This is a genomic window from Brotaphodocola sp. (assembly GCF_983179755.1).
In genome coordinates, this window is sequence record NZ_CFAHBC010000002.1 from 87,382 (window position 1) to 109,172 (window position 21,791).

The following is a 21,791-nucleotide window of genomic DNA, read 5'->3' on the forward strand; positions in this document are numbered from 1 at the left end:
ATGGGATGTGGTTTACAACTTGGGAAGATAGGTAAGTGAGAAAAGAGGAACACGACTTATGGAAGACAATATTTTTATGGAGGATCGCAAGCCGATCACCTTTGAGGAGTATTTACAGTATAATCCGAACAGCAGAGAGAATCTCGGGGAGGAGCTTCCGGTTTTCGTCTATCGTCTGCTCGAGTATTCGATCCGCGATGAACTGCTTCAGACACTCGGAAAAGAAAAACAGGTCGAGATTTTCCGAAATGCGGGACGCAAGGCAGGCGAGTATTTTGCAAAGAATCTGTTGAACCTTGATCAGCCGATGGATATCTTCATTGCGGAGCTTCAGGAGAAACTCAAATCATTCAAGATCGGTGTACTCCGGATTGAGGATATCGATGAGGAGAATGGAAAGATCATTTTGACGGTGTCGGAGGATGCAGATTGTTCCGGACTTCCGATTCTCGGAGAGACGGTCTGCAACTATGATGAGGGATTTATTGCGGGAATTCTTTCCCTGTACTCCGGAAAAGTATACACGGCAATCGAGATTGACTGCTGGGCGACCGGAGGCCGTGTCTGCCGTTTTTGCGCTGAGATCAAAGAATAAGAAGATTGAGGGAAAATCAAGGGGGAAGAATGGAAGACAAAAATTGTGAAAGGCTGTTTGAATATCTGCGCGATATTCTTTACAGCCCGGATGCGTGCCCTCTGGATGTGGAGACTCTCGACCCTCCTTATCAGAAACTGGGAAAGGGGCTTCGTTTTCTTGATAAATCGGTGAAAGAAATGAAGGAATATTCTGCGGAGCTCTCAAAGGGAAATCTCTCTGTTGCTCTGCCCGGAAGGGATAATTTTCTGTGTCAGAACCTCAAAAATATGCATACGAACCTGAAGCATATGACATGGCAGGCAAAACAGGTCGCAAGGGGGGATTACTCTCAGTCGGTTTCTTATCTCGGTGAATTTTCAGATGCTTTCAATAAGATGAGGTCTCAGCTCAGGGAGCGTGAGATGCATCTGCAAGAGGAGGCGCAGAAAGAGAAGGCGCATGCGAGTATGATGGAGGGATACAGTCTGCTTCTGATGGAACTGATCTGTCGAAGTGAGGGGCAGATTCTTGTCGTCGGTGTGGAGAATGGTCAGGTGCTCTACTGTAATACGAAGGACGCAAATGAAGATCCGAAGACGAATGAGATTTTCAAGCTCTGCCTTGAGATGACGAAGACGGCAGGCGCACTTGAACAGATACAGGAAGAAGCAGAGAAAGTCTGGGAGGCGGAGGATTCTTTACACCGAATTTTCAAGGTGACGACGGGGCTCATGCACTGGCAGGGCGAGCTTGCCTATGTGCATATCATTCGTGAGGCGACTGAGGAGAGAACGAGGGAGAAGAAACTTGAGGTCGAGGCTTATCACGATCCGCTGACGGGAATTCACAATCGTACTTACTTCGAGGAGCAGATGGAAAAACTGCTTGAGCGCAAGGAGCAGATGGTGTTCTGTTACTGTGATCTCGATCACTTAAAGTATGTCAACGACCGCTATGGTCATCTTGAGGGTGACCGCTACATCTGCCGATTTGTGGAGACGGTGAAGTCCTGTATCTGTGAAAATGACCTGTTTGCGAGAGTCGGGGGAGATGAATTCTGTATTATTCTCAGAAAGTGTCCGAAAGAGATGGCAGAGCGAAAAATGAGACGGATTCAGCGGGAATTTGAGGAGATTCTTGAAATTCCCTATCCTCAGAGCTTCAGTTGCGGTCTGGTGGAGATTTCCGGGAAAAACAGATCGCAGACGCTTGATGAGATCATACAGGACGCCGACCGTGCGATGTACGATCAGAAGCGGAATCACAAAGAAGAGTACGAAAAACAGCTGAATTATTCTGCGAGTGAGTGGATTATCAATCATACCCATGAAATGCATTAGACAAATTGTGATTATGTGGCGGATCTGGGAAATGTGATTGGTCTGGATTATGCGTCAAATGGTCTGTATGTGGATCACAATGGTCAGGTTGGAAGTAATCATAAATATTATGGAAGATAGAAAGATTAGGTAAGAGATAAAAAATAATTATGAGGAAAAAAACAGATCAAAAGACGATACGGATGCGGGCGCTTCTCGTGTTTGTGATTACGTTCCTGATCGTGCTCGGAGCCTCTGTCCTACTGAATCAGAATCAGGAGAGGGGAGAGCGACTCAAGGCAATCTACACAGCAGAGTCGACGGTGAGCAGGGTCGAATCCCAGTTGAATCGGTATTTGGCAAAATCCGATTTGATAAAAAAGATGATTGAATCTGGGATGGATGTGGAGAGCAATCTGTTTGATACGTTGTCTGAATTCATGCAGGATGAGCGACACGTGATCGAGGCGCATGAGATTGCCAAGGATGGAATCATCAACCTCATATATCCGATGGAGGGCAATGAGGCATCTATGGGCTTAAATATGTTCGAGCATCCGGAGCGAAAGCAGGAAGCCCGTCTCGCAAAAGAAAGTGGGGATTACACGATTGCCGGTCCATTTGAGCTCGTTCAGGGTGGAACGGGAGTCCTTCTGTTTGACCCGATTTATCGGGCAGATGCGCAGGGGGAGAAACAGTTCTGGGGATTTTCGATCCTCGTTCTGAATTGGGAGCGTTTTCTTGAGGAGATGGAATTAGACAAGCTCGAGGACGCAGGCTACCATTATGAGATTTGGAAGAAGAATGCTTCTGGCGGAGAGAAAAACATTATTGCCCAGTGTAAGGATGATGAAAAGATTCGCAGGAATACGCTGAGTGTTGCGTGTGAGGTTCCGAATGATGTCTGGTACTTTGACATTGTGCCGGTAAATGGCTGGGTGAGTCTTGAGCAGGCTGTCTCAGGGATTGTGGTCGCCTTTATTCTGGCACTTCTTCTGATGCTCGGATACTGGCAGTTTGAGGAGCAACGAAGGAAGGATCTCCTTCATGCGGAAAAATTGGAGAAGATGGCAGAGGAAGCACGCTCTGCAAATGAGGCGAAAACACGATTTCTCTTCAACATGAGTCACGACATCCGAACGCCGATGAATGCGATTATCGGATTTTCCAATTTTTTGAAACAACACGTTGATGACAGGGAGAAGACCTTGGAGTACATCGACAAAATCCAGACCTCGAGTTCGTTTCTGCTCTCTCTGATCAACGATGTGCTTGAGATGGCGAGGATCGAGAGTGGAAAGGCGATGCTTAAGATGGAGTCCGGTTGTCTCAGTGATCTGGTCAATTCTCTGAATGCAGTTTTTGAGCCGAGCATTCGCACTAAGAACTTAAAGTACTCCTGCAATCTGAATGTTACTCATGAGTATCTGATCTGCGATAAGACGAAACTTCGGGAGATTATTCTCAACATCCTCGGCAATGCGATCAAATACACGCCGGATGGAGGGCAGGTTACGGTGGACATCACCGAGGAGAATTTGGCGAGAGAAGGATATGCAAGGTATCGTTTCGTCGTGAAGGATACTGGAATCGGAATGAGCGAGGAATATCTGCCCCATATCTTTGAGGAGTTTACGAGAGAGCGGACGAGCACAGAGAGCAAGGTGTTCGGTGCCGGTCTCGGACTTCCGATTGTGAAGGCTCTGATCGATCTGATGGGGGGAACGGTTGAGATCGAGAGTAAGGTCGGGAAGGGAAGTACGTTTATCGTAACTCTTTCGTTTCAGCTTGCTGATCAGGAGCAGATTCGGCTTCTCGATCAGAGAAAGAGTGAGAAGACGGACTTGCAGGCATCGGATTGGGGAGAGGAAAAGCTTCGGGAAGATCCGAAGATACCGGAGAAAGCGAAGAAATCAGAGAAAACAGTCGAGAATTCCGAATCGAGCCAGGAAGCGTGTTTTCAGGGAAAACGAGTACTTCTCGCCGAAGACAACGATCTCAATGCCGAGATTGCGGAGACGATTCTCGAGGAGAGAGGGTTTGTCGTGGAGCGTGCCGCCGATGGAGAACTCTGCGTGGAGGAGCTTCAAAAAAAGCCGGAGCGCTATTATGATATGATTCTGATGGATATTCAGATGCCAAACATGGATGGTTATACGGCTGCTGAGGTTATCCGAAAGCTCAAAGACCCGAGACGACTGACCCCGATCGTCGCAATGACGGCGAACGCATTTGAGGAAGACCGGCGAAAGGCGTTTGAGGCGGGGATGAATGCTCATATTGCCAAGCCGATCAATGTGAATGCAATGTTTGAAACAATTCGGGAGATCCTTTCTGAGAGTGCGGACAGTGCAGACAGAGGAGAAGGTGAAAAGCAAGACACAGAATCAAAATCGGACCAATAACGGACCAGTAAAGAAAGACAAAAAAGATTTTGAGAGATTTTGATTTTGAATGTATATAGAAAAACGATGGAGGAAGCAAGCTATGTATGCAACATTCTGGTCGCTGGTACCGCCGATTGTGGCGATTGTGCTGGCATTGATTACAAAGGAGGTGTACAGTTCCCTGTTTATCGGAATTGTCACCGCGTCATTGTTCTGTACACAGTTTCATATTGTGAACGCGTATACAATGATGTTTGAGGAGGGATTTATCGCGTCACTCGCGGATGCCTCCCATGTGGGAATTCTGATCTTTCTGGTTGTGCTCGGAACGATCGTCGTTTTGATGAACCGTGCCGGTGGTTCTGCTGCCTACGGAAAATGGGCGCAGAACAGAATCAAGACGAGACGGGGAACTCTGCTTGCGACGTTTGCACTTGGCGTTCTCGTCTTCGTGGATGACTATTTTAACTGTCTGACAGTCGGCAGTATCATGCAACCGGTTACAGACAGGCACAACGTGTCCCGCGCAAAGCTCGCCTACATCATCGATGCGACCGCAGCTCCGGTCTGCATGATTGCCCCGATCTCCTCGTGGGCGGCAGCAGTTGCCGGTGTGACTTCTGACACGGACGGACTTGATCTCTTTATCAAGACGATCCCATACAATCTGTATTCCCTGCTGACGATCGCAATGATTCTGATGATCATCTGTCTCGATATTGACTTTGGACCGATGAAGAAGCATGAGGACAATGCGAAAAAGGGAGATCTCTTCACCTGCGGAAAGAAAGTCGAGGATGACGGTTCGATGAGAGCGATCTCGACAAAGGGAACGGTTGTTGACCTCGCGGTCCCGGTGATCGTGCTGATCATTTGCTGTGTGACGGGAATGATCTACACGGGCGGATTCTTTGAGGGAGAGAGCTTCGTCAAGGCATTTGCCGGATCGGATGCATCGCTTAGCCTTTCAATGGGATCGGCACTGGCTCTGCTGTTCACGATCGTATTTTATGTCAGTCGGAAAGTCCTGACGTTTAAGGACTGCATGGATGCGTTTCCGGATGGATTTAAGGCGATGATCGGACCGATCCTGATTCTGACCTTCGCATGGACGCTCTCCAAGATGACAAATATGCTCGGCGCGCGTGAGTACGTCAGCATGATTTTTGAGGGAAGTGCCTCCCACATGATGGCTCTGCTTCCGGCGATTGTCTTTGTCGTTGCGATTTTCCTTGCATTCTCGACCGGAACTTCCTGGGGAACGTTCGGAATCCTGCTCCCGATCGTTGCAGGAATCAATCTCCCGTCAGAGCTTCTCGTGATCACAGTTTCCGCCTGCCTTGCAGGAGCAGTCTGCGGAGATCACTGTTCTCCGATTTCCGACACGACGATCATGTCATCTGCCGGAGCGCGCTGTGATCATATCAACCATGTGACAACCCAGATTCCGTATGTGGTGTTGGCTGCTTCCGTTTCCTTTGTCGGATACTGCATCGCGGGAACGGTACAGAACGCATGGATCGTTCTTGCAATCTGCATTCTGATCCTGCTTGCTCTGCTTCTCGGTATCCGGAAATTTGTTTCCGGAAGAGAGATTGAAGGTTAATGGTTTTTAAAAAAATCCTCATGCTTGACAGAGTGAGCATGGGGATTTTTATTATTTCATAGGAAATTGCGTCCTATGAAATAATAAATGCTCCGCAAGGATGCGCACTCGGCGCAGGAGTAGATGGTTGCCGAAGCAACCGCGCCTCGGCGCGAGAATGTGCCAAGGCACATTCTTTTTTAGTCGAATTTATTTGAGAGATGAATTGTCAAACTTCTCATTTAGCTCTATAATTGTTACTATCATATTGATATGAATTACGAGACAAAGAAAACAATTAAAATATTTATATTTGTAAGGATATATAAAATATGAGTGAATACAAAATCCAAGTCTCCATCGTTGTCCCTGTCTATAATGTGGAGTCTTATCTTGAACGTTGTGTCGAGTCGCTCTTAAAGCAGGATATCATGGATCCGATAGAGATTCTTCTGATTGACGATGGAAGCACCGATCAGAGCGGAGCGATCTGTGATGCGTACGCAAAACAAAATCCGCAAATTTTGGTCTATCACAAGGAAAATGGTGGTTTATCCGATGCGAGAAATTTTGGTCTGGACCGCGCAAATGGAGCGTATATTCTGTTTGTCGACAGCGATGACTTTATTGAACCAGATTCATGCTCTTCTCTTTTGAACGAGGCTCTCTCTCTCGATGCAGAGCTTGTGATTGGAAAAATGCAACCGATGCGTTCTACCAGGGCGATGGAGCGATATGAGCAAATTGCCGAAGAGCGTTTTGAATGTCATAAGATCTACACAGGAAAAGAGTATCTGATCGGTTGTCTTGAGGGCGGAGCGCTCCGCGTGGAAGCATGGCGGACCTTTTATAAGAGAGAGTTCCTTCAGAGCAATCAGTTTCGATTTAAAAAGGGAATTTTTCATGAGGATGAGGAGTTTACTCCGCGGGTTCTGCTAAGGGCAGAGAGAGTTGTTTTGACAGATTTGGCATTTTATCATTATGATAATATGAGAAACGGATCGATCATGAATTCCACTTCAATAAGTATGAAGAAGATTCAGGACCGCATTGCGACCTATGAGGAACAGCGAAAATTTTATCAGCGTGTGAGCCCGCGCAGACTCAGGCGACTGCTCGAGGATGATCTCTCGTGGAAGTACATGGATTGTTATTCTGCCTGTGCACCGGAAAAACGAGGAGAGCTGAAACTTAGCAGGATGATGGTTCTGCGATGTGCCTGCAGTCCAAAACGCAGGCTGAAAGCGCTGTTATTCTTAATTGCGCCGGGGATGTATGTGAAAGTGAAAAGGTGAGAAGATCAAAATTGCAGTCAGGGGAGTGAATAATCATCAAAAAGAAGAAAAGAAATAACGATACAGAAAAAGGACTTGGGAGGTTCTGGCGGAGAAAATCTTCAGCATCAGTGGAAGAGAGCACTGAGAAGATTGAGACGGCACAGGATACTGAGAAAGGGACTCAGAAAGAGTTCACAAAAACTCCGGAGACGATCGATGAGATCTCGGATGAGATTTCGGAGGAGATTGTGGAGTTGAAGCAGGATACGAAAAAGAAAAAGGCATTCCTAAGATTGCTTCGTCGCAGGGAGTTTGCTAAAAAGAAGAGAAAGATCAGATGGTCGGACGTCGCAGTTGTGCTTGCTCTCCTTCTCTTTATCGGGGCGGGAGTAGCTGCAAATATTTCTTATAACAGGACGCACTACACAATGGAATTCTATCAGATTAATTCGAGAAAGCTGAGTCATGGCATCCGAATCATTTTTATATCGGATATCCACTTGAGAGAGTATGGAGAAGATAATCAGGATTTAGTTCAGGATATCACGGAATTAGCTCCGGATCTGATTCTTCTGGGTGGAGATATTGTGATTGACAGCGAGTCGAATTATGATAATATGGTGGCATTGTGTCACAAACTTGTGGAGATTGCGCCGACCTATGGAGTGCTTGGCAATCATGAGGATGTTAAAATCTATATTCAGAAAGACAAGGATCTGATCAACCGGTTTGAAAATACGGGGATGAGATTTTTGATTAATGAGTTGGACACGCTCACGCTCTATGACAATACCGTCAGCATCGTTGGTCTCGACGGAGATCCGTCAAGTTTTGAAAAGTACGGGGCGAAGGAGCGAATGGAAACCTTTGAGGCGGAGGATAAGAGTGATTTTCAGATCTGCCTTGCTCATGTGCCGACATATTTTCCAGATATTTTGAGTCAGTACCATTTTGAACTTGGTCTGGCGGGAGACGCGCATGGAGGACTGATTCGTCTGCCGAAAATTGGAGCTCTGTACTCCCCGGATGAGGGACTTTTTCCGGAGTATGCGGGAGGAGAGTATACACTTTCCAATAAAGCGCATCTCATTGTGAGCCGTGGAATGGGCGATTCGAGCTGGTGGCCGAGAATCAACAATGTGCCGGAATTGTCTGTAATTGATGTTGATTAATGCGGTTAATGAAAAAAATGAAAAAATTAAAAAAATATAAAAAACAGAAGAAACTGGGAAAGGAGGGATGCAATGAAAGATCTGAAAGAACAAATCAAGCATATTTTGCGCCTGATCTGGCAGAATAAATACCGCCTTTTTTCCTGCGGTGTAGCCCTCTGTATTCTTTTCGGCGGGATTCATTATTTTGAGAGCCGGAGTCAGGCGAGCGTAGATATTTACTTTAACTATTCGGAGGCATCACAGGGACTCAGTCCGAATAAAACGAGATTTAATTCCTATGAGCTGGTATCGGATGATATTCTTCAGAATGCAATCGAGAGAGTGGGTCTTCAGGGAACGATAACGAGCAGTCAGCTGGCAGGATGCCTTTATCTCAAACCGGTTGACACCGGAAATGTCGGTGGTTCAAGTGAGTATATTACCACAACATACTATATGTCATTAAATGCAAGTACTCTTGATTTGAAAAATCGAAAGGCAATGGACCTTTTGAGAGGAATCTGTGCCTCCTATCGAGCTTTCTTCCTTGAGAATTACTGTGATAATCAGGAGATTCCTAAGGAAAAGCTAGAAGTCACCTCGGAGTGTGAGCCTTATTTGAGATTGAATGAGATTCAGCTTCGCGCGCAACAGCTATCGCGATATCTGAATGCGCGTCTTGATGAGAATAAGAGTTTTATCGATACGGATAACGGTGACCGCTCCTCGAATAATTTCACAACGATGGGAAAGAGAGTCAACAATTTGATCAATTATGATATTCCGAATGCGATGGCATTTGTGATTGAAGGCGGAGTTGCAAGAGATCCGCTGATTCTTACGCGAATTCTGGAGTACAAGAATAAGATTGATGACATTACGGCGCGCAAAAACATGGCATACTATGATGCCAACAAGAATGGAATTTCCATCTATGAAAAATCGATGACAGCAGTTGTCATGATTCCGACAACTGATGAGCTTCAGGAGTATTATATGTCCAGAACGAAGACCGCGATGGATAAGATGGCGCGAATCGCAGATGACTCCCTCGGAGCCTCGATGGATTACCAATCAGAAATTATCAGCACAAGTTATATCATTCAGAAAATTAATGAGAGTGCAGACAACTGGGATCGCCTTTCAGCTGCGCAGGGAATGGTCAACAAGCTGGAGGAGGAACTCAATAGCATCTCGGAGGATCTGTTTGTGCTTGATAAGGCGTACATCAAATATAAGTCGCAGAACTACATCACGTTTACTTACAACGATGCTTCTTTTGCACAGAGAATCAATGCGAAAAAGACTCTGATGCAGACGATTCTCGTTATGGCGGGTGGTTGTGCATTCTTTTATGTGAGAGCGAACAGAAAGGAAAAGAGAGGACGAGCAAGTGAAAAAATTTGAGATATTCAGATATCTGAAACGATTTAGCGCCTTGATTTTTCTGATGGCTGTTGCCGGAGCAATCATGATTTACATGTATGCACAGGGAAAACAGCAGTATACGGCATCTCTGATTATCAAATATACGAATGAGGGAATTAAAGATGGATTTACGCCAGATGGAAGAAAATTGGATGTAAATGAGATCTATTCCTCGGCGGTGATCTCGCAGGCAATCGACTCGCTGGGCAGTTCCGGAAAACTAAATGTAATCCGATCGAACTGTAAGGTCGATGAAGTGATTCCTGATGAGCAGGAGAAGATCAATGAGGCGCTGATTGAAAAGGGAGAGGAAGTTACTTACTTTCCGGACACCTATAAAGTCAGTCTGGTTGTAAGCGGAAAAGAGGGCGGAAATTATGCCCGAAATATGCTTGATGCGATCATGCAGAGTTACTGTACCTACTACACGGAGAATTACATCGAGCAGAGATTGTCACTGAACCCATCTTCCAATCTTCTCGAGAGCGGTTACGACTACTATGAGTGTATCCGAATTCTGGAAGATGATACGAATGCAATGTTGCAATTCCTGGAGGCAAAAAAGGAAAATTATCCGAAATTCCGTTCGTCAAAAACGGGATATCGTTATTCTGATCTTTATGATATCTATGTAGACTTTAAGAAATATACGATTCCGGAGCTTTATGCGAAAGTATTGAACGGTCCTCAGGTCAGAGATGGAGAGGTGCTCAGAAAGTTTCTGGCAAACAGCATTACGACCTCGAATCAGCAGGAGGCGGTTGAGACGGAGCGTCGTCAGAAAATCGACAGCCTGATTCAGCAGTATGTGGAAAAAAATACGGGAATTCTCGAGAGCTATTTCACGGAGGATGGAGAGAACGTCTCCTCGAGTTATATTTTAAAAGAGATTGAGGAAGCAGGTTCCGGCGAAAAAGCAGAGACGACTTACGATGGATTAATCCTTGAGATGGTTGGAATTGATGAAGTGATTGCGGCAGATCAGATTGATCGCGCTTTTCTCGATGAAATTCTTATGGCATTTGAGTCTGTCGGTTCCGGAAGCAGTGGAACGGAGGAAGAGCATGCCGAGATGGAGAGACTGATCAACGATTACGAGAATCAGCTTGAGAAGTATTATGAGATTGTCAATATCAGCAGTAAGGAGCTGAACCTTTATATCAGTGCGGATTATCTGAAGATGGTCAGCTCTGTGCGTGTTGCTCCGTCGATCAACATCAAACTTTACAGTGTGATCGCTCTGGTATTCTTCTTCATAGTCGGATGCTGTGGTGCAATTGTTCTCGGAAGAACTTCAGATATCGTTGATTATCTGTTGTATACAGATAAAAAATCCGGTCTTCCGAACCGTGAGAAGCTCAATGTCTACATTGATGATATGGCGAAGAGAATCCTTCCGGAGGACTTTACCTGCTTCTCCTTACAGCTTGATAACCTGTCGGAACTCTCAAAGCGTTTTGGCTATACGGTCGGAGATGGAATGCTTCGAGATTTCTCTGGTCTTGTTCAGCTGATGGGAGATACAGATGGCATGGTTGGATACAACGGTGTCGGAAAGTTCGTTGCTTTCTTTGACGAGTGCAGTGACAAGAAGGCGAAGGTCATCCTCAAGATTTTAGATAGTCAGGTAGAGGAATATAACAAGCTGAATCCGGAATATCCGATTAAGTATACAGCTTCGTGGTCGACGACGACGGAGGTCGGAATGTATGAGATTCGAGAATTGCTCCGCAGTGCGCAGTCTAAGATTCGTGATCTCTATGATGCGAAGATGAAGGCGCGTGGGGGAATACAGGAGGAAGTAAGAGAGGAAACTCCGAAAGATCAAAACAATCAGGCAGGGCAGAGCGAGGAAAAGGCAGTTGACAAAATTGAAATTGGAAATGAAAAGCCGGAAACCGTGGAACAGCCTGAGAGCTTAAAATAAACGGAGATGAGTGAAGAGAACGACTCAAAAGAAAATAAAGAAGACAAATAAAACAGACGGGAGAAACAGAGGATGATACGCAATCAACGACCTTATCAGTTGATGTATTTCAAGACAGGAAACAGACCGGTTTCTCTGGCGGTTGCGCTCTGTGCGAGAATTTGCGGAAGGCTTGGATTTCTGGTGGGTGGACTCCGAAGGCAGGAGATAAAACCTCAAGATTCTCTTGAAAAGACTCGGAAGAGTCTTGAAGAACTCTGCCCGAAACCGGAGTCGGATGCCCCAGAATGGAAGCCGATGGCAGATCTGGATCCGGCGGTTAATTTGTCTGTGATTGTGCCGGCGCACAATGCAGAGAAATACATAGAAACCTGTGTGGACAGCATTTTAAACCAGAAGGGGGATTACCGGATTCAGGTAATTCTCGTCAATGACGGATCGACAGACCGGACGGCAGAGATTCTCGAGAATTATCGGGGATTGGCAAATGTCGGCATTATTGATCTTCATGAAGGCGGAAGCGCGTCAAGAGCAAGAAATGAGGGACTTTTACATGCCGTCGGAAGGTATCTGATGTTTGTGGACAGTGATGACAAGTTACGCCCTCATGCAGTGGAAGCTCTGATGCGCACGGCAGAACAGGAAGATGCCGATGTTGTTCAGGGTGGATGGCAGTACATGGATGAGGCTGGAATTTACGGCAACATTCAGATCTATGAGGAGATGAGGTATACGGCTCGTCACAGAGCGGACTGTCTCGATCTTCCGGGAATGCCCTGGGGAAAGGTGTATAAGAGAGAACTCTTTGAGAAGATTCGGTTCCCATCGAACTATACCTGTTTTGAGGATACAATCATTCATTTTCTGGTTTTCAGAAAGGCAAAGACAATCGTCTCAATCAGAGAGAACGTATATCTGTGGAGAAAGAATTTTTCAGGAATTACCTCTACAAGTCAGGGACGACCATCTGCGGTTCAGGGTTACTGGATCGTGGAGGAGATGCTTGAGCGGGACAGGATTCTTGGTCTTCCACACGACCAGATGTTTTTTGAGAGTCTGACGATGCAGTTGTCAAATTATTGTTATGCAAATCTTCGCGGACTTGAGGAGGCAGGAAAACAGGAAGTTTTTCAGCTGTGTTGTGCCCTGTATCAGAAGTATCAAATAGAGTGTGAAAAAGAAATTGGGAAAATGGCGTATGCGATTCGTTGCGGTGCAAAGGCGTTGCAGATGAATCGATATGATTTATGGTGTAATCAGGGCAGATTGTTTCAATTGATGAATTGATGACAATTCAAGTTTTCATAAGCGGTGATGGAAGAGTTTTATTTAATTTTGCCATAGGGATCGTCAGGCATCACCAAGCGGAAAGAGAGTGAAAAAGGGAACAGGGGGATAAGATGATTCGGATTTTACAGTCGGTGAGCAATATGGATCGGGCAGGACTTGAGACCATGTTGATGAATTACTATCGTCATATTGATCGCACAAAAGTGCAATTTGATTTTATTGTAAATAAACCGAAACCGGGCAATTATGATGAGGAAATTAGACTTATGGGAGGGAGGATTTTTCTCAGCCCGGGGTTGAGTCCGCTTCGCTATCCAAAGTATCTGCGCTTTGTGAAAGAGATTGTCGAGAAAGACGATCGGATCAAAATTGTTCACGCTCACAATGAGGCAATGGGATTTTATGCGCTGAATGGGGCCCAAAAAGCAGGTGTGAAGGTTCGGATTGCACATGCGCACAATACTCAGATTATCCGCGATTACAAATGGGCGTTGAAGATGGTTTGTAAACGTCTTTTGCCTTTTGCCGCGACTGATCTGTGGGGATGTGGCAGGGATGCCGGAATTTATTATTTTGGAAAAAAACGCTGGAATGAGCGGGGAGTAATAATCCGCAATGCCATAGAGACGGATAAGTTTGCCTTTAATACGGCAGTCCGGGATGAGATGCGAAAAAAGTATGATTTGAAGGGAAAAAAAGTGCTTGGTCATGTTGGGCGCTTTAATCTTCAGAAAAATCATAATCGTCTGCTTGAGATTTTTGTAGCTTATCAAAAGCGCAACCCTGAGTCGGTACTCGTTTTAGTGGGAGAAGGCGAATTGGAATCGGAAATCCGAGAAAAGGCAGAGAAGTTTGGAGTGGCAGATAAAGTGATTTTTGCCGGTTTGCGACAAAATGTGAATGAGTGGTATCAGATGATGGATGTCTTTTTATTGCCATCTCTGTTTGAGGGGCTTCCGGTTGTCGGGGTCGAGGCACAGGCAGCAGGACTTCCGTGCATATTTTCCGATCGGGTAACCGATGAGGTGGCTTTGTCCGATCAGGTGATTCGTCTGCCATTGGAAGTGGAGGATGAGAAGTGGGTGGAAGCGATCGAATATTTGATTCTGCATAAAAAAGACCGGAAACAGGGGGAAACCGTTGTAAAACAGGCGGGATATGACATTGCGATTGAGGCAAAACGACTGCAAAATCTGTATCTGTCAATGAGTAAACGGTGAGAGGAGGAAACATAGAGTGGATGCGTTGAGTACGCCCAAAAAGAACGGAAGGCGTAATTATATGGATGCCGGAAAAGCGTTGGCGATTCTCCTTGTTATTTATGGTCACACGTTTCGAGAGTCCATGCGTGCGGAGTTTCGCTGGTGTGATTTGTCATATGTGTTTGTTTACCGGGTTCATGTCTCTCTGCTCTTTATCCTGTCCGGAATGGCATATGCGTTGACGAAAGAGAAAAATAAAAAGTTGACCTCGGCACAGTATCTGAAAAAGAAGGCGGGAAGCCTGCTTGTTCCGTGGATTTCCTATTCGATTTTTGTCTATCTCGTGTTTGCCTTTGCACAGTTGATTCCGGCAAGTCGTCAGATTCTGGAGTCGAGTGCGTATCACTTTTTGACTCCGATCGATTATGTGATTGCACTGCTTCGCAATGAGAACCCGTACAGCTTTCATATCTGGTATCTTCAGACCCTGTTTCTGTTTACCAGCCTGACGTTTCTCTTTGACAGGCAGGTTGAGGATGAGCATAAGCAGAGACTTGTCAAGATCATTCTGATTCTTCTGCTTCCGGCTTTTTATGAATGGTTTTGTGAAAAATGGATCTGGACATTCAAGGGATTTTTCCAGAAGTATCAATTCTTTCTTCTCGGCACAATTTTGCCAGAAATGTTTTTGGAAAAAAAGAAAAATCTTCTGATGGGAACGGGGCTTGCGAGTGGAGCCTATCTGTTTTTTTTGCTGTTTCATCCGCTGAAAGAGTGGTATGCGATGCCTTATCCGGGCTTACTGCTTTGCTATGTGGAGAATATGGCGATTGCGGGATTTGGTCTTGGAATTCTTGCCGTGTGTCTGAAAATGGAAAAATATCTTGGTTATCTCGCAGAGTTTGGTCGCCATACGCTGACTTATTATCTGTATCATCAGCCATTCTGCTGTGCGCTTTTCGGACTTTTGTTGTACAACAAACTGCATCTGTCTGCGTGGCTTACGGTTGTCATGTGCATGATGGCAAGCCTGGTGATTCCGACCCTGATTTTAAAAATATTCGGGCGTGGAAAACTGGGAATTGTTTTAAGGAGAATCGGACTTCTGGCATAAAAAGAGGGGAGACATTATGAGGAAAGCCACAGCAACAACTGCGTATGAAAAAAACAAACGAGTGGTTTTAAATATCATTTCCGGTCTGTCCTATCAGATCGCCATTGCGGTCTTCGGACTGATTATTCCGAGACTGTATCTGGTGAGCTTCGGATCGGACGTAAATGGACTAAACAGCACAATCAAAAATATTTTTGCTTACCTGGCTCTGCTTGAGGCGGGAGTTGGTCTGTCTGCGCAGTATGCGCTCTATGGGCCTGTCGCGGAGGGAAAAACGGATGATATCAATGCGATTCTGTCGGCGACGAGACGGTTTTATCTGAAATCGAGCGTGATTTACACAGCCTTGACGGTGGCATTTGCTCTGATCTATCCGCTGATCATTAAGACGAGTTTGAGCTATTTTACGGTCTGTGTGATTATTCTGCTCTATGGAATTCCGGGAATCATTTTGTTTTCCCTGCGCGGAAAATACAATGCATTTTTGGAGGTTGAGGGAAAGCGGTATATCATTTCCTGGCTCTCCACAATCACCTTTATTCTGTCAAATGTTCTGAGACTGGCATTTTTGATGATTTCCGACAATCTGCTTTTGATTCAGGCGACATACTGTCTGCCGTCTGTGATTCAGGTTGTTTTTGTGATTCTCTATGTCAGAAAGCATTATGACTGGATAGACTGGAAGGCGAAACCGGATTATTCTGCCCTCTCCCAGAAAGGTTCCGTTCTCGTTCACCAGATTTCCAACTGTATTTTCAGCAACACGGATACGATTATCATCTCGTTCATGTGTGGAATGAATTACGCGAGCGTGTATGCGATCTACTCGCTGTTCTTTGCGAATTTCCAGAAGATTGTCACCTCGTTTTCCAATGGATTGACATTCAAATTTGGTCAGATGTATCAGATCGAGAAAAAGCGATTCGATCGGGAATTCAGCCAGTACGAATCGGTCTTTTATATGTTCCTGTTCTGGGCGTATACGGTCATCACCGCTTTTCTGATGCCGATCATCAGACTGTATACGGGTGGGGTTGCAGACGCCGAGATTTATGACAATGTCTGGATTCTGATTCTGTTTGCAATGTGGACGGTGATGTCGGGAATAGAGATTCCTCTGATTCAGCTTCAGTCGATTGCGGGAAAATTTGATGATACGAGAAATCAGGCATTGATTGAGATGATGATCAACATTGTCCTCTCTTTAATCATTACATGGAAACTTGGAATGAGTGGATGTCTGATTGCGACGATTATTGCCCTGCTTTACCGAATCAATGCAATGGTGATCTACACCTCAAAGTATATCTTGGAACGAAGCTGTCTGAAAAGTTTTAAGAAGATTTTGGTGAACACGGCAGTCGCAGTTGGAGTTCTCGTTCTGATTGGAACGGAGAGTTGTGAGGCAGTCAGCTATTTTTATGTCATGTGGCGTGCGATTATGAATTCATTCTGGATTGCAGGACTTTTCCTCGTTGCAAATCTTGTGACGGATTTTGGAGAGTACAAAGGACTTTTTGACAGTGTGAGAGCACGGTTCTGATAGGGGGAAAACTATGCCGAGAATATCGTTTATTCTTCCGGTTTACAATATGGAAAAGTATCTGCCGAGGGTCGCTGAATCTCTGAAAAAGCAGACGATGGGGGACTTTGAGGCGATTTTTGTGAATGATGGCTCAAAAGATCGGAGCGGGGAGATCTGTGCGGAACTTGAGAAAGAAGATTCCAGATTTCGAGTGATCTCAAAGCCAAACGGGGGAGTGGCAAGTGCGAGAAACACGGCCCTCGATCTGGCGACAGGGGACTATCTCTTTTTTCTTGATCCGGATGACTGGATTGAGGCGGAGACGGCAGAGATCCTGACGGAGACAGCAGATCGAGAGCGGGCAGACATTGTGATGTTTGGAAAATACAATGATTTTTACGATGAAAAGGGAAAATGCGTCAAGAGTGTCAAAGCACTTCCGCCGATTACGGGTGTCTTTTGCGGGGAACCGTTTAAGGAGTATTTTGACAAGCTGGCGACCTCCTTTTTTATCACGACAAAGCTGATGAGGCGGGAGTTTGTGGAGAGATATCATCTTCGCTTTCCGGCTAAGAGTATCGGGGAGGATGGGCTTTTTTATGTGGAATTTTATCGTCACAATCCGTCCTGCCTTGTCGTGATTGATCGTCCGCTGTATCATTACACGGAGGCGAGGAGCAATTCGCTCTCAAATTCCTACCATCCGGAGCGTGTGAAGGAGAATTTCTATCTCAGCAGTGCAATCCGCAGTGTGGTGGAGGAGTGGGGACTGATGGACAGTCCGCTTCACAGAGCAAAGGTTGCCTACTGCATTCTTCGGGATCTTCAACTTGGAATCAAGAATATCAGTCTTGGACCGATGACATTTGGTGAACGGTATCGATGGTTGCGTGATGCGATGAGAGATTCGTGGGTAAAGAGATCGGTGAGAGAAGTCCCGTTGAAAACGGAAAAGAACCGGAATGATAAAATTAAGTTACAGCTCTTAAAATGCCATCTTTATGGGGCTGTGTTGATTCTTTCCGGGTGCAACCAGAAAAAGCGTGGATAACAATCGACTTTGTCGGATGTGGATACAAACATTTATGTGAAAGGTTGATAAGGGATATTAAGAACGAATTAGAAAAAGAGGGGAAAAGTAGGATGAGAAAGGCAATTCGTCTGCTCTGCTATGGAAAAGAGCTGGCATTTATGGCATTTTTTAAGGCGGTCGGAGCGGTTCTTCGGGCGTGCTCGCCGAAATACCGGAATATCTGGCTTGTCGGGGAGCGCGGAAATGATGCGCGCGATAATGGGTACTGGTTCTATCATTATCTCAGGACGGAACATCCTGAGATTTCGTCCTATTATGTGATTTCTGAGGACAGCGTAGACCGAAAGAAGATCACAGCTTTAGGCGGTGCAGTGGCACAGCGCAGTCTGAAACACTATCTGCTCTACTACTGCGCGGATGTCCTTGCGGGAACCCACATTCAGCCATGTGCACCGGATTTGATGGTTCACTATCATTTGGCGAGCAAGGGAATCAGGGCAAGAGGCAAGCAGATTTTCCTGCGTCACGGAATTATAAAAGATGAGATGGAATGGCAACATCGCGATCGCTTTTACACCGATCTTTTTTGTTGTGGGGCAAAGCCGGAGTATGAATTTATCCGGGACACATTTGGATTTGCGAAAGAGGTTCCGCAATATCTGGGACTTTGCCGGTTTGACAACCTGATTCGTGCAGGAAAACGCGACAAGGTGATTCTCGTGATGCCGACGTGGAGAGGATCATATTATCCGTCCGGAGATGCATTTTTGAAGACGGCATTTTTTGAAAAATTTCAGTCGTTTCTGTCGAGTTCGAGAGTGAAAGAAATGTTGGAAACCTATGATTATCAGCTGATTTTCTATCCGCATGTGGAGATGCAGAAGTATAATAAGCATTTTCATACGGATTCTGACCGAATCACAATTGCCGACAAGTCGACACACGATGTTCAGCAGTTGCTGATGAGTTGTTCGCTGTTGATTACGGATTACTCAAGTGTCTTTTTTGATGTGGCATTTCTCGAAAAACCGGTTCTGTTTTACCAGTTTGATGAGGAGGAATTTAGAAAGTATCACTACCAGAAGGGATATTTTGATTACCGGAGAGATGGATTTGGTCCGGTCTGCACAGCGGAAAACGAAGTTCTTGAGGAGACGAGAGCGTGTCTTGAGCGAGGAATGGAGCTTCAGGATGATTATAGGGAGAGAGTTCGCACCTTTTTCCCGATGAGGGATGCAAAGAATTGTCAGCGCACGTTTGAGGCGATTAAAAAACTGATTTAATTATTACCAATCAATTCCATACGAATATTTCCTTTTTCATTTCCACATACTATCCATACGAAACACGATATGGAAGATCTGTTAAATATGTGATGTTGAGAATGCTTATGAATGCTTATGAAGCAAGTCATTGTTGCTGTTTAACAGGAAGTGAGATATGCAGGAGGAAGAATTATGAAAGCTACGGGAATTGTGAGAAGAATTGATGACCTTGGACGGGTGGTGATTCCCAAGGAAATCCGGCGGACACTTCGTCTGAGGGAGGGAACACCGTTGGAGATCTTTACAGACAGAGAGGGCGAAGTAATCTTAAAGAAGTATTCTCCGATGATGGAGCTGACAGCATTTGCGGGGCAGTATGCGGAATCGATGGCGCAGTCGACGGGAATGACAGTCTGTATCGCAGATCGGGATCAGGTGATTGCAGTGGCTGGTGGTCCTAAGAAGGAACTTCTTCAAAAGACGATTAGTTCGCAGTTGGAGGAGGCAGTCAATGAGAGGGAGACATTTCTCGCAGGAATTGGAGGTCGGGCGATGATTCCGGTGGCGGATGAAGATCTTGAGGGGATCACGGCACAGGCGATTGCGCCGATCATCTGTGAGGGAGATGCGATCGGAGCGGTGATTCTGATGAGTCGGGAACCACGGGTGAAATTCGGAGATGCGGAGCTTCGACTTGTCACGACGGCAGCGGGATTTTTGGGTCGCCAGATGGAAGCGTAGGTTCTGGCAACGAGCATAGATATGTCGGATTGCTTTTTCTCCTTTTCTAAGCTATAATGAGCGTTAACGAACAAGTGTGGTGAAAAAGGAGAAGGGCAAATGACAATGGAAGAAAACAAAAAGAATCTTGCTGAGGGAGACTGGGAGCTCTCAGAGGAGTATTATCATCAGGATAGTTCGGAAAAGACGCTGAATCTTGAAGATTTCATTGAGGCAGAAGAACCGGACGGCAGTGAGGAGGAGACTTTCGGAAAGGACGATGAGCTTGGCGTGGAGCTTTCTCGCGTGGCAGAGCAGGTACGTCAGACGATGGAGCTTACGGCGCAGGGAATGTCTGCGGAGGAGATTGCAGAGCGTCTCGGAGTCGAGGCTTCCTATGTGCGCGACATTGCAGTCTGTGTGCAGGCATTTCCGGAGGATAATCCGATGGCAGTTGCACGTCTGCTTGTGCTCGGTTAAAGGGGGCTGTCCGGATGTTTTTTATCATGGGAATCAGCCAGGGAGAGAAGAAACTGAACTTTGACCAGACGATCGTGTGCAATCACTGCGGACAGTATGGTCATCTGGAAGTTTATATGATTTATTCTTATCTGAGCCTGTTTTTTATTCCGATTTTCAAGTGGGGACGCCGGTACTTTGTAAAGACAACGTGCTGTGGCGCATCTGCGGAACTTGATGCAGAGCTTGGACACCAGATTGAGCGGGGAGAGGTGACCTCTCTGCCGGAGAATATGATTCCGCACAGTCCGGATGAGTATGCACCGCACCGGATGCATCGCTGTCCTTCCTGCGGATTTGAGACGGAGGAAGATTATCAGTACTGTCCGAAATGTGGTCAGAGATTGAATTGAAAATAAAAATAACAATAAGAAAAAAAGATAAGAAAATGAATAAAAGGGATGAGACAGAATGGCATTCTGTTTCGTCCCTTTTTGGGCTTTTTTAGAATTTCGGATGATGGAATCTGTGCCTGATCGTATGATCGAAAGATTCACCGGAACATATTTGTGATCTCATGAAAGAGTGCGATGTCGCTCTGCTTGATCTTGATGTTGGAGACGAGTTCTTCGCCCTCAGGTGTTGTCACCTTGAATTCGATCACGGTTCCCTCCTTGATTCCACGTTTGCTGACTGCGGAGAGAAAGAGCGGGAAACGTGGATGATTGGATTTGAAACGTTCCCAGGCAGATTTTAACTGAAGAAGTTTTAATGGATTGATTGGACTCATTTGTATAAAAAGCTCCTTTTAAATTTAATAGCTTATATTATATCCGGATTTAAGAGAATTCACAATCTTTTTACTTCGCTCAAAACTATAATATTGTTGCAATAAGAGTGGTGAATAAGATATAATCAATCTAAAATATTTACTCCCGAAAAAATCATGTGAGGAGGCTATAAAATATAATGAAAATAAGTCGACTTCCACAATATATTTATATAGAGTGGGTAAAACATGGCTTGAATAAACATGGAAATTACTGTAAATTTCAAAATAGAGCGTTACCTCTTTCTTCACAGATTGAATGTGAAAATGGTGCTCAGTACAAGATTGAAGGATTGATTTTGAAACATAGATGCAGTTTAAGACTCAGAAAGGGCAGTGTCTTAAATATAGGCAAGAATGTCTCATTTAATAATAATTGTACATTAACCTGCCGTGGCAAGATTTCTATTGGAGACGATACAAACATTGGACCTAATTGTGCAATATTTGATCATGATCACGATTATAGGTCAAGCGACAGAAAGGGCAATTTCAAAGTCGGATCAATCACGATTGGGAAAAATGTTTGGATTGGAGCTAATGTTACAATATTAAAAGATAGTGTGATAGGGGATAATTGTGTTGTTGGAGCTGGCAGTGTTGTAAAGGGTAAATACCGTGAGAATACGGTTATTGCAGGAAATCCGGCGGTGGAAAAGAAAGTAATCGAATAACAAATAATAGAAACCAGGTGATTGTT

19 protein-coding genes are annotated in these 21,791 nt (G+C 45.3%); 18 read left to right on the forward strand and 1 reads right to left on the reverse strand.

Going from position 1 to position 21,791, the window contains the following annotated elements; translation table 11 throughout:
• Nucleotides 1-58: 58 nt before the first annotated feature.
• From AC4EVX_RS01610 to AC4EVX_RS01690, 17 genes are all read left to right on the forward strand, one after another.
• Nucleotides 59-595 carry a V4R domain-containing protein gene (locus AC4EVX_RS01610; RefSeq protein WP_308451868.1) on the forward strand — a complete coding sequence of 179 codons (537 nt, stop codon included), beginning with the start codon at nt 59-61 and terminating at the stop codon, nt 593-595.
• 29 nt (nt 596-624) lie between these two features.
• Nucleotides 625-1,917: a diguanylate cyclase domain-containing protein gene (locus tag AC4EVX_RS01615; RefSeq protein ID WP_177977306.1), complete on the forward strand. Its 1,293-nt coding sequence runs from the start codon at nt 625-627 to the stop codon at nt 1,915-1,917.
• A gap of 149 nt (nt 1,918-2,066) precedes the next feature.
• Complete coding sequence (locus tag AC4EVX_RS01620) at nt 2,067-4,301, forward strand: ATP-binding protein (RefSeq protein ID WP_177977305.1); 2,235 nt, start codon at nt 2,067-2,069, stop codon at nt 4,299-4,301.
• 82 nt (nt 4,302-4,383) lie between these two features.
• Complete coding sequence (locus AC4EVX_RS01625) at nt 4,384-5,889, forward strand: Na+/H+ antiporter NhaC family protein (RefSeq protein WP_308451871.1); 1,506 nt, start codon at nt 4,384-4,386, stop codon at nt 5,887-5,889.
• A gap of 311 nt (nt 5,890-6,200) precedes the next feature.
• A complete protein-coding gene (locus AC4EVX_RS01630) occupies nt 6,201-7,163 on the forward strand; it encodes a glycosyltransferase (protein ID WP_177978191.1) in 963 nt (320 codons plus the stop codon).
• Nucleotides 7,164-7,273: 110 nt separating this feature from the next.
• Entirely contained in the window at nt 7,274-8,317 is a 1,044-nt protein-coding gene (locus AC4EVX_RS01635; protein ID WP_177978192.1) for a metallophosphoesterase, read from the forward strand.
• A gap of 72 nt (nt 8,318-8,389) precedes the next feature.
• On the forward strand, nt 8,390-9,706 hold the full coding sequence (locus AC4EVX_RS01640) for a hypothetical protein (protein ID WP_490159422.1): 1,317 nt from the start codon (nt 8,390-8,392) through the stop codon (nt 9,704-9,706).
• Between the two features lie 64 nt (nt 9,707-9,770).
• A complete protein-coding gene (locus tag AC4EVX_RS01645; RefSeq protein ID WP_490159423.1) occupies nt 9,771-11,654 on the forward strand; it encodes a GGDEF domain-containing protein in 1,884 nt (627 codons plus the stop codon).
• A gap of 72 nt (nt 11,655-11,726) precedes the next feature.
• The gene (locus tag AC4EVX_RS01650) at nt 11,727-12,941 is read left to right on the forward strand and encodes a glycosyltransferase family 2 protein (RefSeq protein WP_490159424.1); all 1,215 of its coding nucleotides are present in this window, start codon (nt 11,727-11,729) and stop codon (nt 12,939-12,941) included.
• A gap of 113 nt (nt 12,942-13,054) precedes the next feature.
• Entirely contained in the window at nt 13,055-14,164 is a 1,110-nt protein-coding gene (locus AC4EVX_RS01655) for a glycosyltransferase family 1 protein (RefSeq protein WP_490159425.1), read from the forward strand.
• A 61-nt stretch (nt 14,165-14,225) separates the two neighbouring features.
• Nucleotides 14,226-15,260: an acyltransferase family protein gene (locus tag AC4EVX_RS01660; protein ID WP_490159426.1), complete on the forward strand. Its 1,035-nt coding sequence runs from the start codon at nt 14,226-14,228 to the stop codon at nt 15,258-15,260.
• A 16-nt stretch (nt 15,261-15,276) separates the two neighbouring features.
• Nucleotides 15,277-16,803: a hypothetical protein gene (locus AC4EVX_RS01665; protein ID WP_177978196.1), complete on the forward strand. Its 1,527-nt coding sequence runs from the start codon at nt 15,277-15,279 to the stop codon at nt 16,801-16,803.
• A 13-nt stretch (nt 16,804-16,816) separates the two neighbouring features.
• Nucleotides 16,817-17,836, forward strand: coding sequence for a glycosyltransferase family 2 protein (locus AC4EVX_RS01670; RefSeq protein WP_490159427.1), 1,020 nt, complete (start codon nt 16,817-16,819; stop codon nt 17,834-17,836).
• Between the two features lie 92 nt (nt 17,837-17,928).
• Nucleotides 17,929-19,101: a CDP-glycerol glycerophosphotransferase family protein gene (locus AC4EVX_RS01675; RefSeq protein ID WP_177978198.1), complete on the forward strand. Its 1,173-nt coding sequence runs from the start codon at nt 17,929-17,931 to the stop codon at nt 19,099-19,101.
• Between the two features lie 174 nt (nt 19,102-19,275).
• Nucleotides 19,276-19,824 carry a stage V sporulation protein T gene (gene spoVT, locus AC4EVX_RS01680; RefSeq protein WP_177978199.1) on the forward strand — a complete coding sequence of 183 codons (549 nt, stop codon included), beginning with the start codon at nt 19,276-19,278 and terminating at the stop codon, nt 19,822-19,824.
• A gap of 99 nt (nt 19,825-19,923) precedes the next feature.
• The gene (locus AC4EVX_RS01685; protein WP_177978200.1) at nt 19,924-20,283 is read left to right on the forward strand and encodes a hypothetical protein; all 360 of its coding nucleotides are present in this window, start codon (nt 19,924-19,926) and stop codon (nt 20,281-20,283) included.
• Nucleotides 20,284-20,297: 14 nt separating this feature from the next.
• On the forward strand, nt 20,298-20,675 hold the full coding sequence (locus AC4EVX_RS01690) for a zinc ribbon domain-containing protein (protein ID WP_490159428.1): 378 nt from the start codon (nt 20,298-20,300) through the stop codon (nt 20,673-20,675).
• A 140-nt stretch (nt 20,676-20,815) separates the two neighbouring features.
• On the opposite strand, the gene AC4EVX_RS01695 is transcribed toward AC4EVX_RS01690, so the two are convergent.
• The gene (locus tag AC4EVX_RS01695; RefSeq protein WP_177978202.1) at nt 20,816-21,052 is read right to left on the reverse strand and encodes a hypothetical protein; all 237 of its coding nucleotides are present in this window, start codon (nt 21,050-21,052) and stop codon (nt 20,816-20,818) included.
• Between the two features lie 179 nt (nt 21,053-21,231).
• On the opposite strand from AC4EVX_RS01695, the gene AC4EVX_RS01700 reads away from it, so the two are divergent.
• Entirely contained in the window at nt 21,232-21,765 is a 534-nt protein-coding gene (locus AC4EVX_RS01700; RefSeq protein WP_490159429.1) for an acyltransferase, read from the forward strand.
• The last annotated feature ends 26 nt before the right edge of the window (nt 21,766-21,791 follow it).

Bases quoted from the DNA above. Each gene is read 5' to 3' on its own strand.
- AC4EVX_RS01630 (WP_177978191.1), top strand. From the start codon at position 6,201: ATGAGTGAATACAAAATCCAAGTCTCCATCGTTGTCCCTGTCTATAAT.
- AC4EVX_RS01650 (WP_490159424.1), top strand. From the start codon at position 11,727: ATGATACGCAATCAACGACCTTATCAGTTGATGTATTTCAAGACAGGA.
- AC4EVX_RS01675 (WP_177978198.1), top strand. From the start codon at position 17,929: ATGAGAAAGGCAATTCGTCTGCTCTGCTATGGAAAAGAGCTGGCATTT.
- AC4EVX_RS01695 (WP_177978202.1), bottom strand. From the start codon at position 21,052: ATGAGTCCAATCAATCCATTAAAACTTCTTCAGTTAAAATCTGCCTGG.
- AC4EVX_RS01685 (WP_177978200.1), top strand. From the start codon at position 19,924: ATGACAATGGAAGAAAACAAAAAGAATCTTGCTGAGGGAGACTGGGAG.
- AC4EVX_RS01690 (WP_490159428.1), top strand. From the start codon at position 20,298: ATGTTTTTTATCATGGGAATCAGCCAGGGAGAGAAGAAACTGAACTTT.
- AC4EVX_RS01625 (WP_308451871.1), top strand. From the start codon at position 4,384: ATGTATGCAACATTCTGGTCGCTGGTACCGCCGATTGTGGCGATTGTG.
- AC4EVX_RS01610 (WP_308451868.1), top strand. From the start codon at position 59: ATGGAAGACAATATTTTTATGGAGGATCGCAAGCCGATCACCTTTGAG.
- AC4EVX_RS01615 (WP_177977306.1), top strand. From the start codon at position 625: ATGGAAGACAAAAATTGTGAAAGGCTGTTTGAATATCTGCGCGATATT.
- AC4EVX_RS01640 (WP_490159422.1), top strand. From the start codon at position 8,390: ATGAAAGATCTGAAAGAACAAATCAAGCATATTTTGCGCCTGATCTGG.
- AC4EVX_RS01645 (WP_490159423.1), top strand. From the start codon at position 9,771: ATGATTTACATGTATGCACAGGGAAAACAGCAGTATACGGCATCTCTG.
- spoVT (WP_177978199.1), top strand. From the start codon at position 19,276: ATGAAAGCTACGGGAATTGTGAGAAGAATTGATGACCTTGGACGGGTG.
- AC4EVX_RS01655 (WP_490159425.1), top strand. From the start codon at position 13,055: ATGATTCGGATTTTACAGTCGGTGAGCAATATGGATCGGGCAGGACTT.
- AC4EVX_RS01700 (WP_490159429.1), top strand. From the start codon at position 21,232: ATGAAAATAAGTCGACTTCCACAATATATTTATATAGAGTGGGTAAAA.
- AC4EVX_RS01660 (WP_490159426.1), top strand. From the start codon at position 14,226: ATGGATGCCGGAAAAGCGTTGGCGATTCTCCTTGTTATTTATGGTCAC.
- AC4EVX_RS01670 (WP_490159427.1), top strand. From the start codon at position 16,817: ATGCCGAGAATATCGTTTATTCTTCCGGTTTACAATATGGAAAAGTAT.
- AC4EVX_RS01665 (WP_177978196.1), top strand. From the start codon at position 15,277: ATGAGGAAAGCCACAGCAACAACTGCGTATGAAAAAAACAAACGAGTG.
- AC4EVX_RS01620 (WP_177977305.1), top strand. From the start codon at position 2,067: ATGAGGAAAAAAACAGATCAAAAGACGATACGGATGCGGGCGCTTCTC.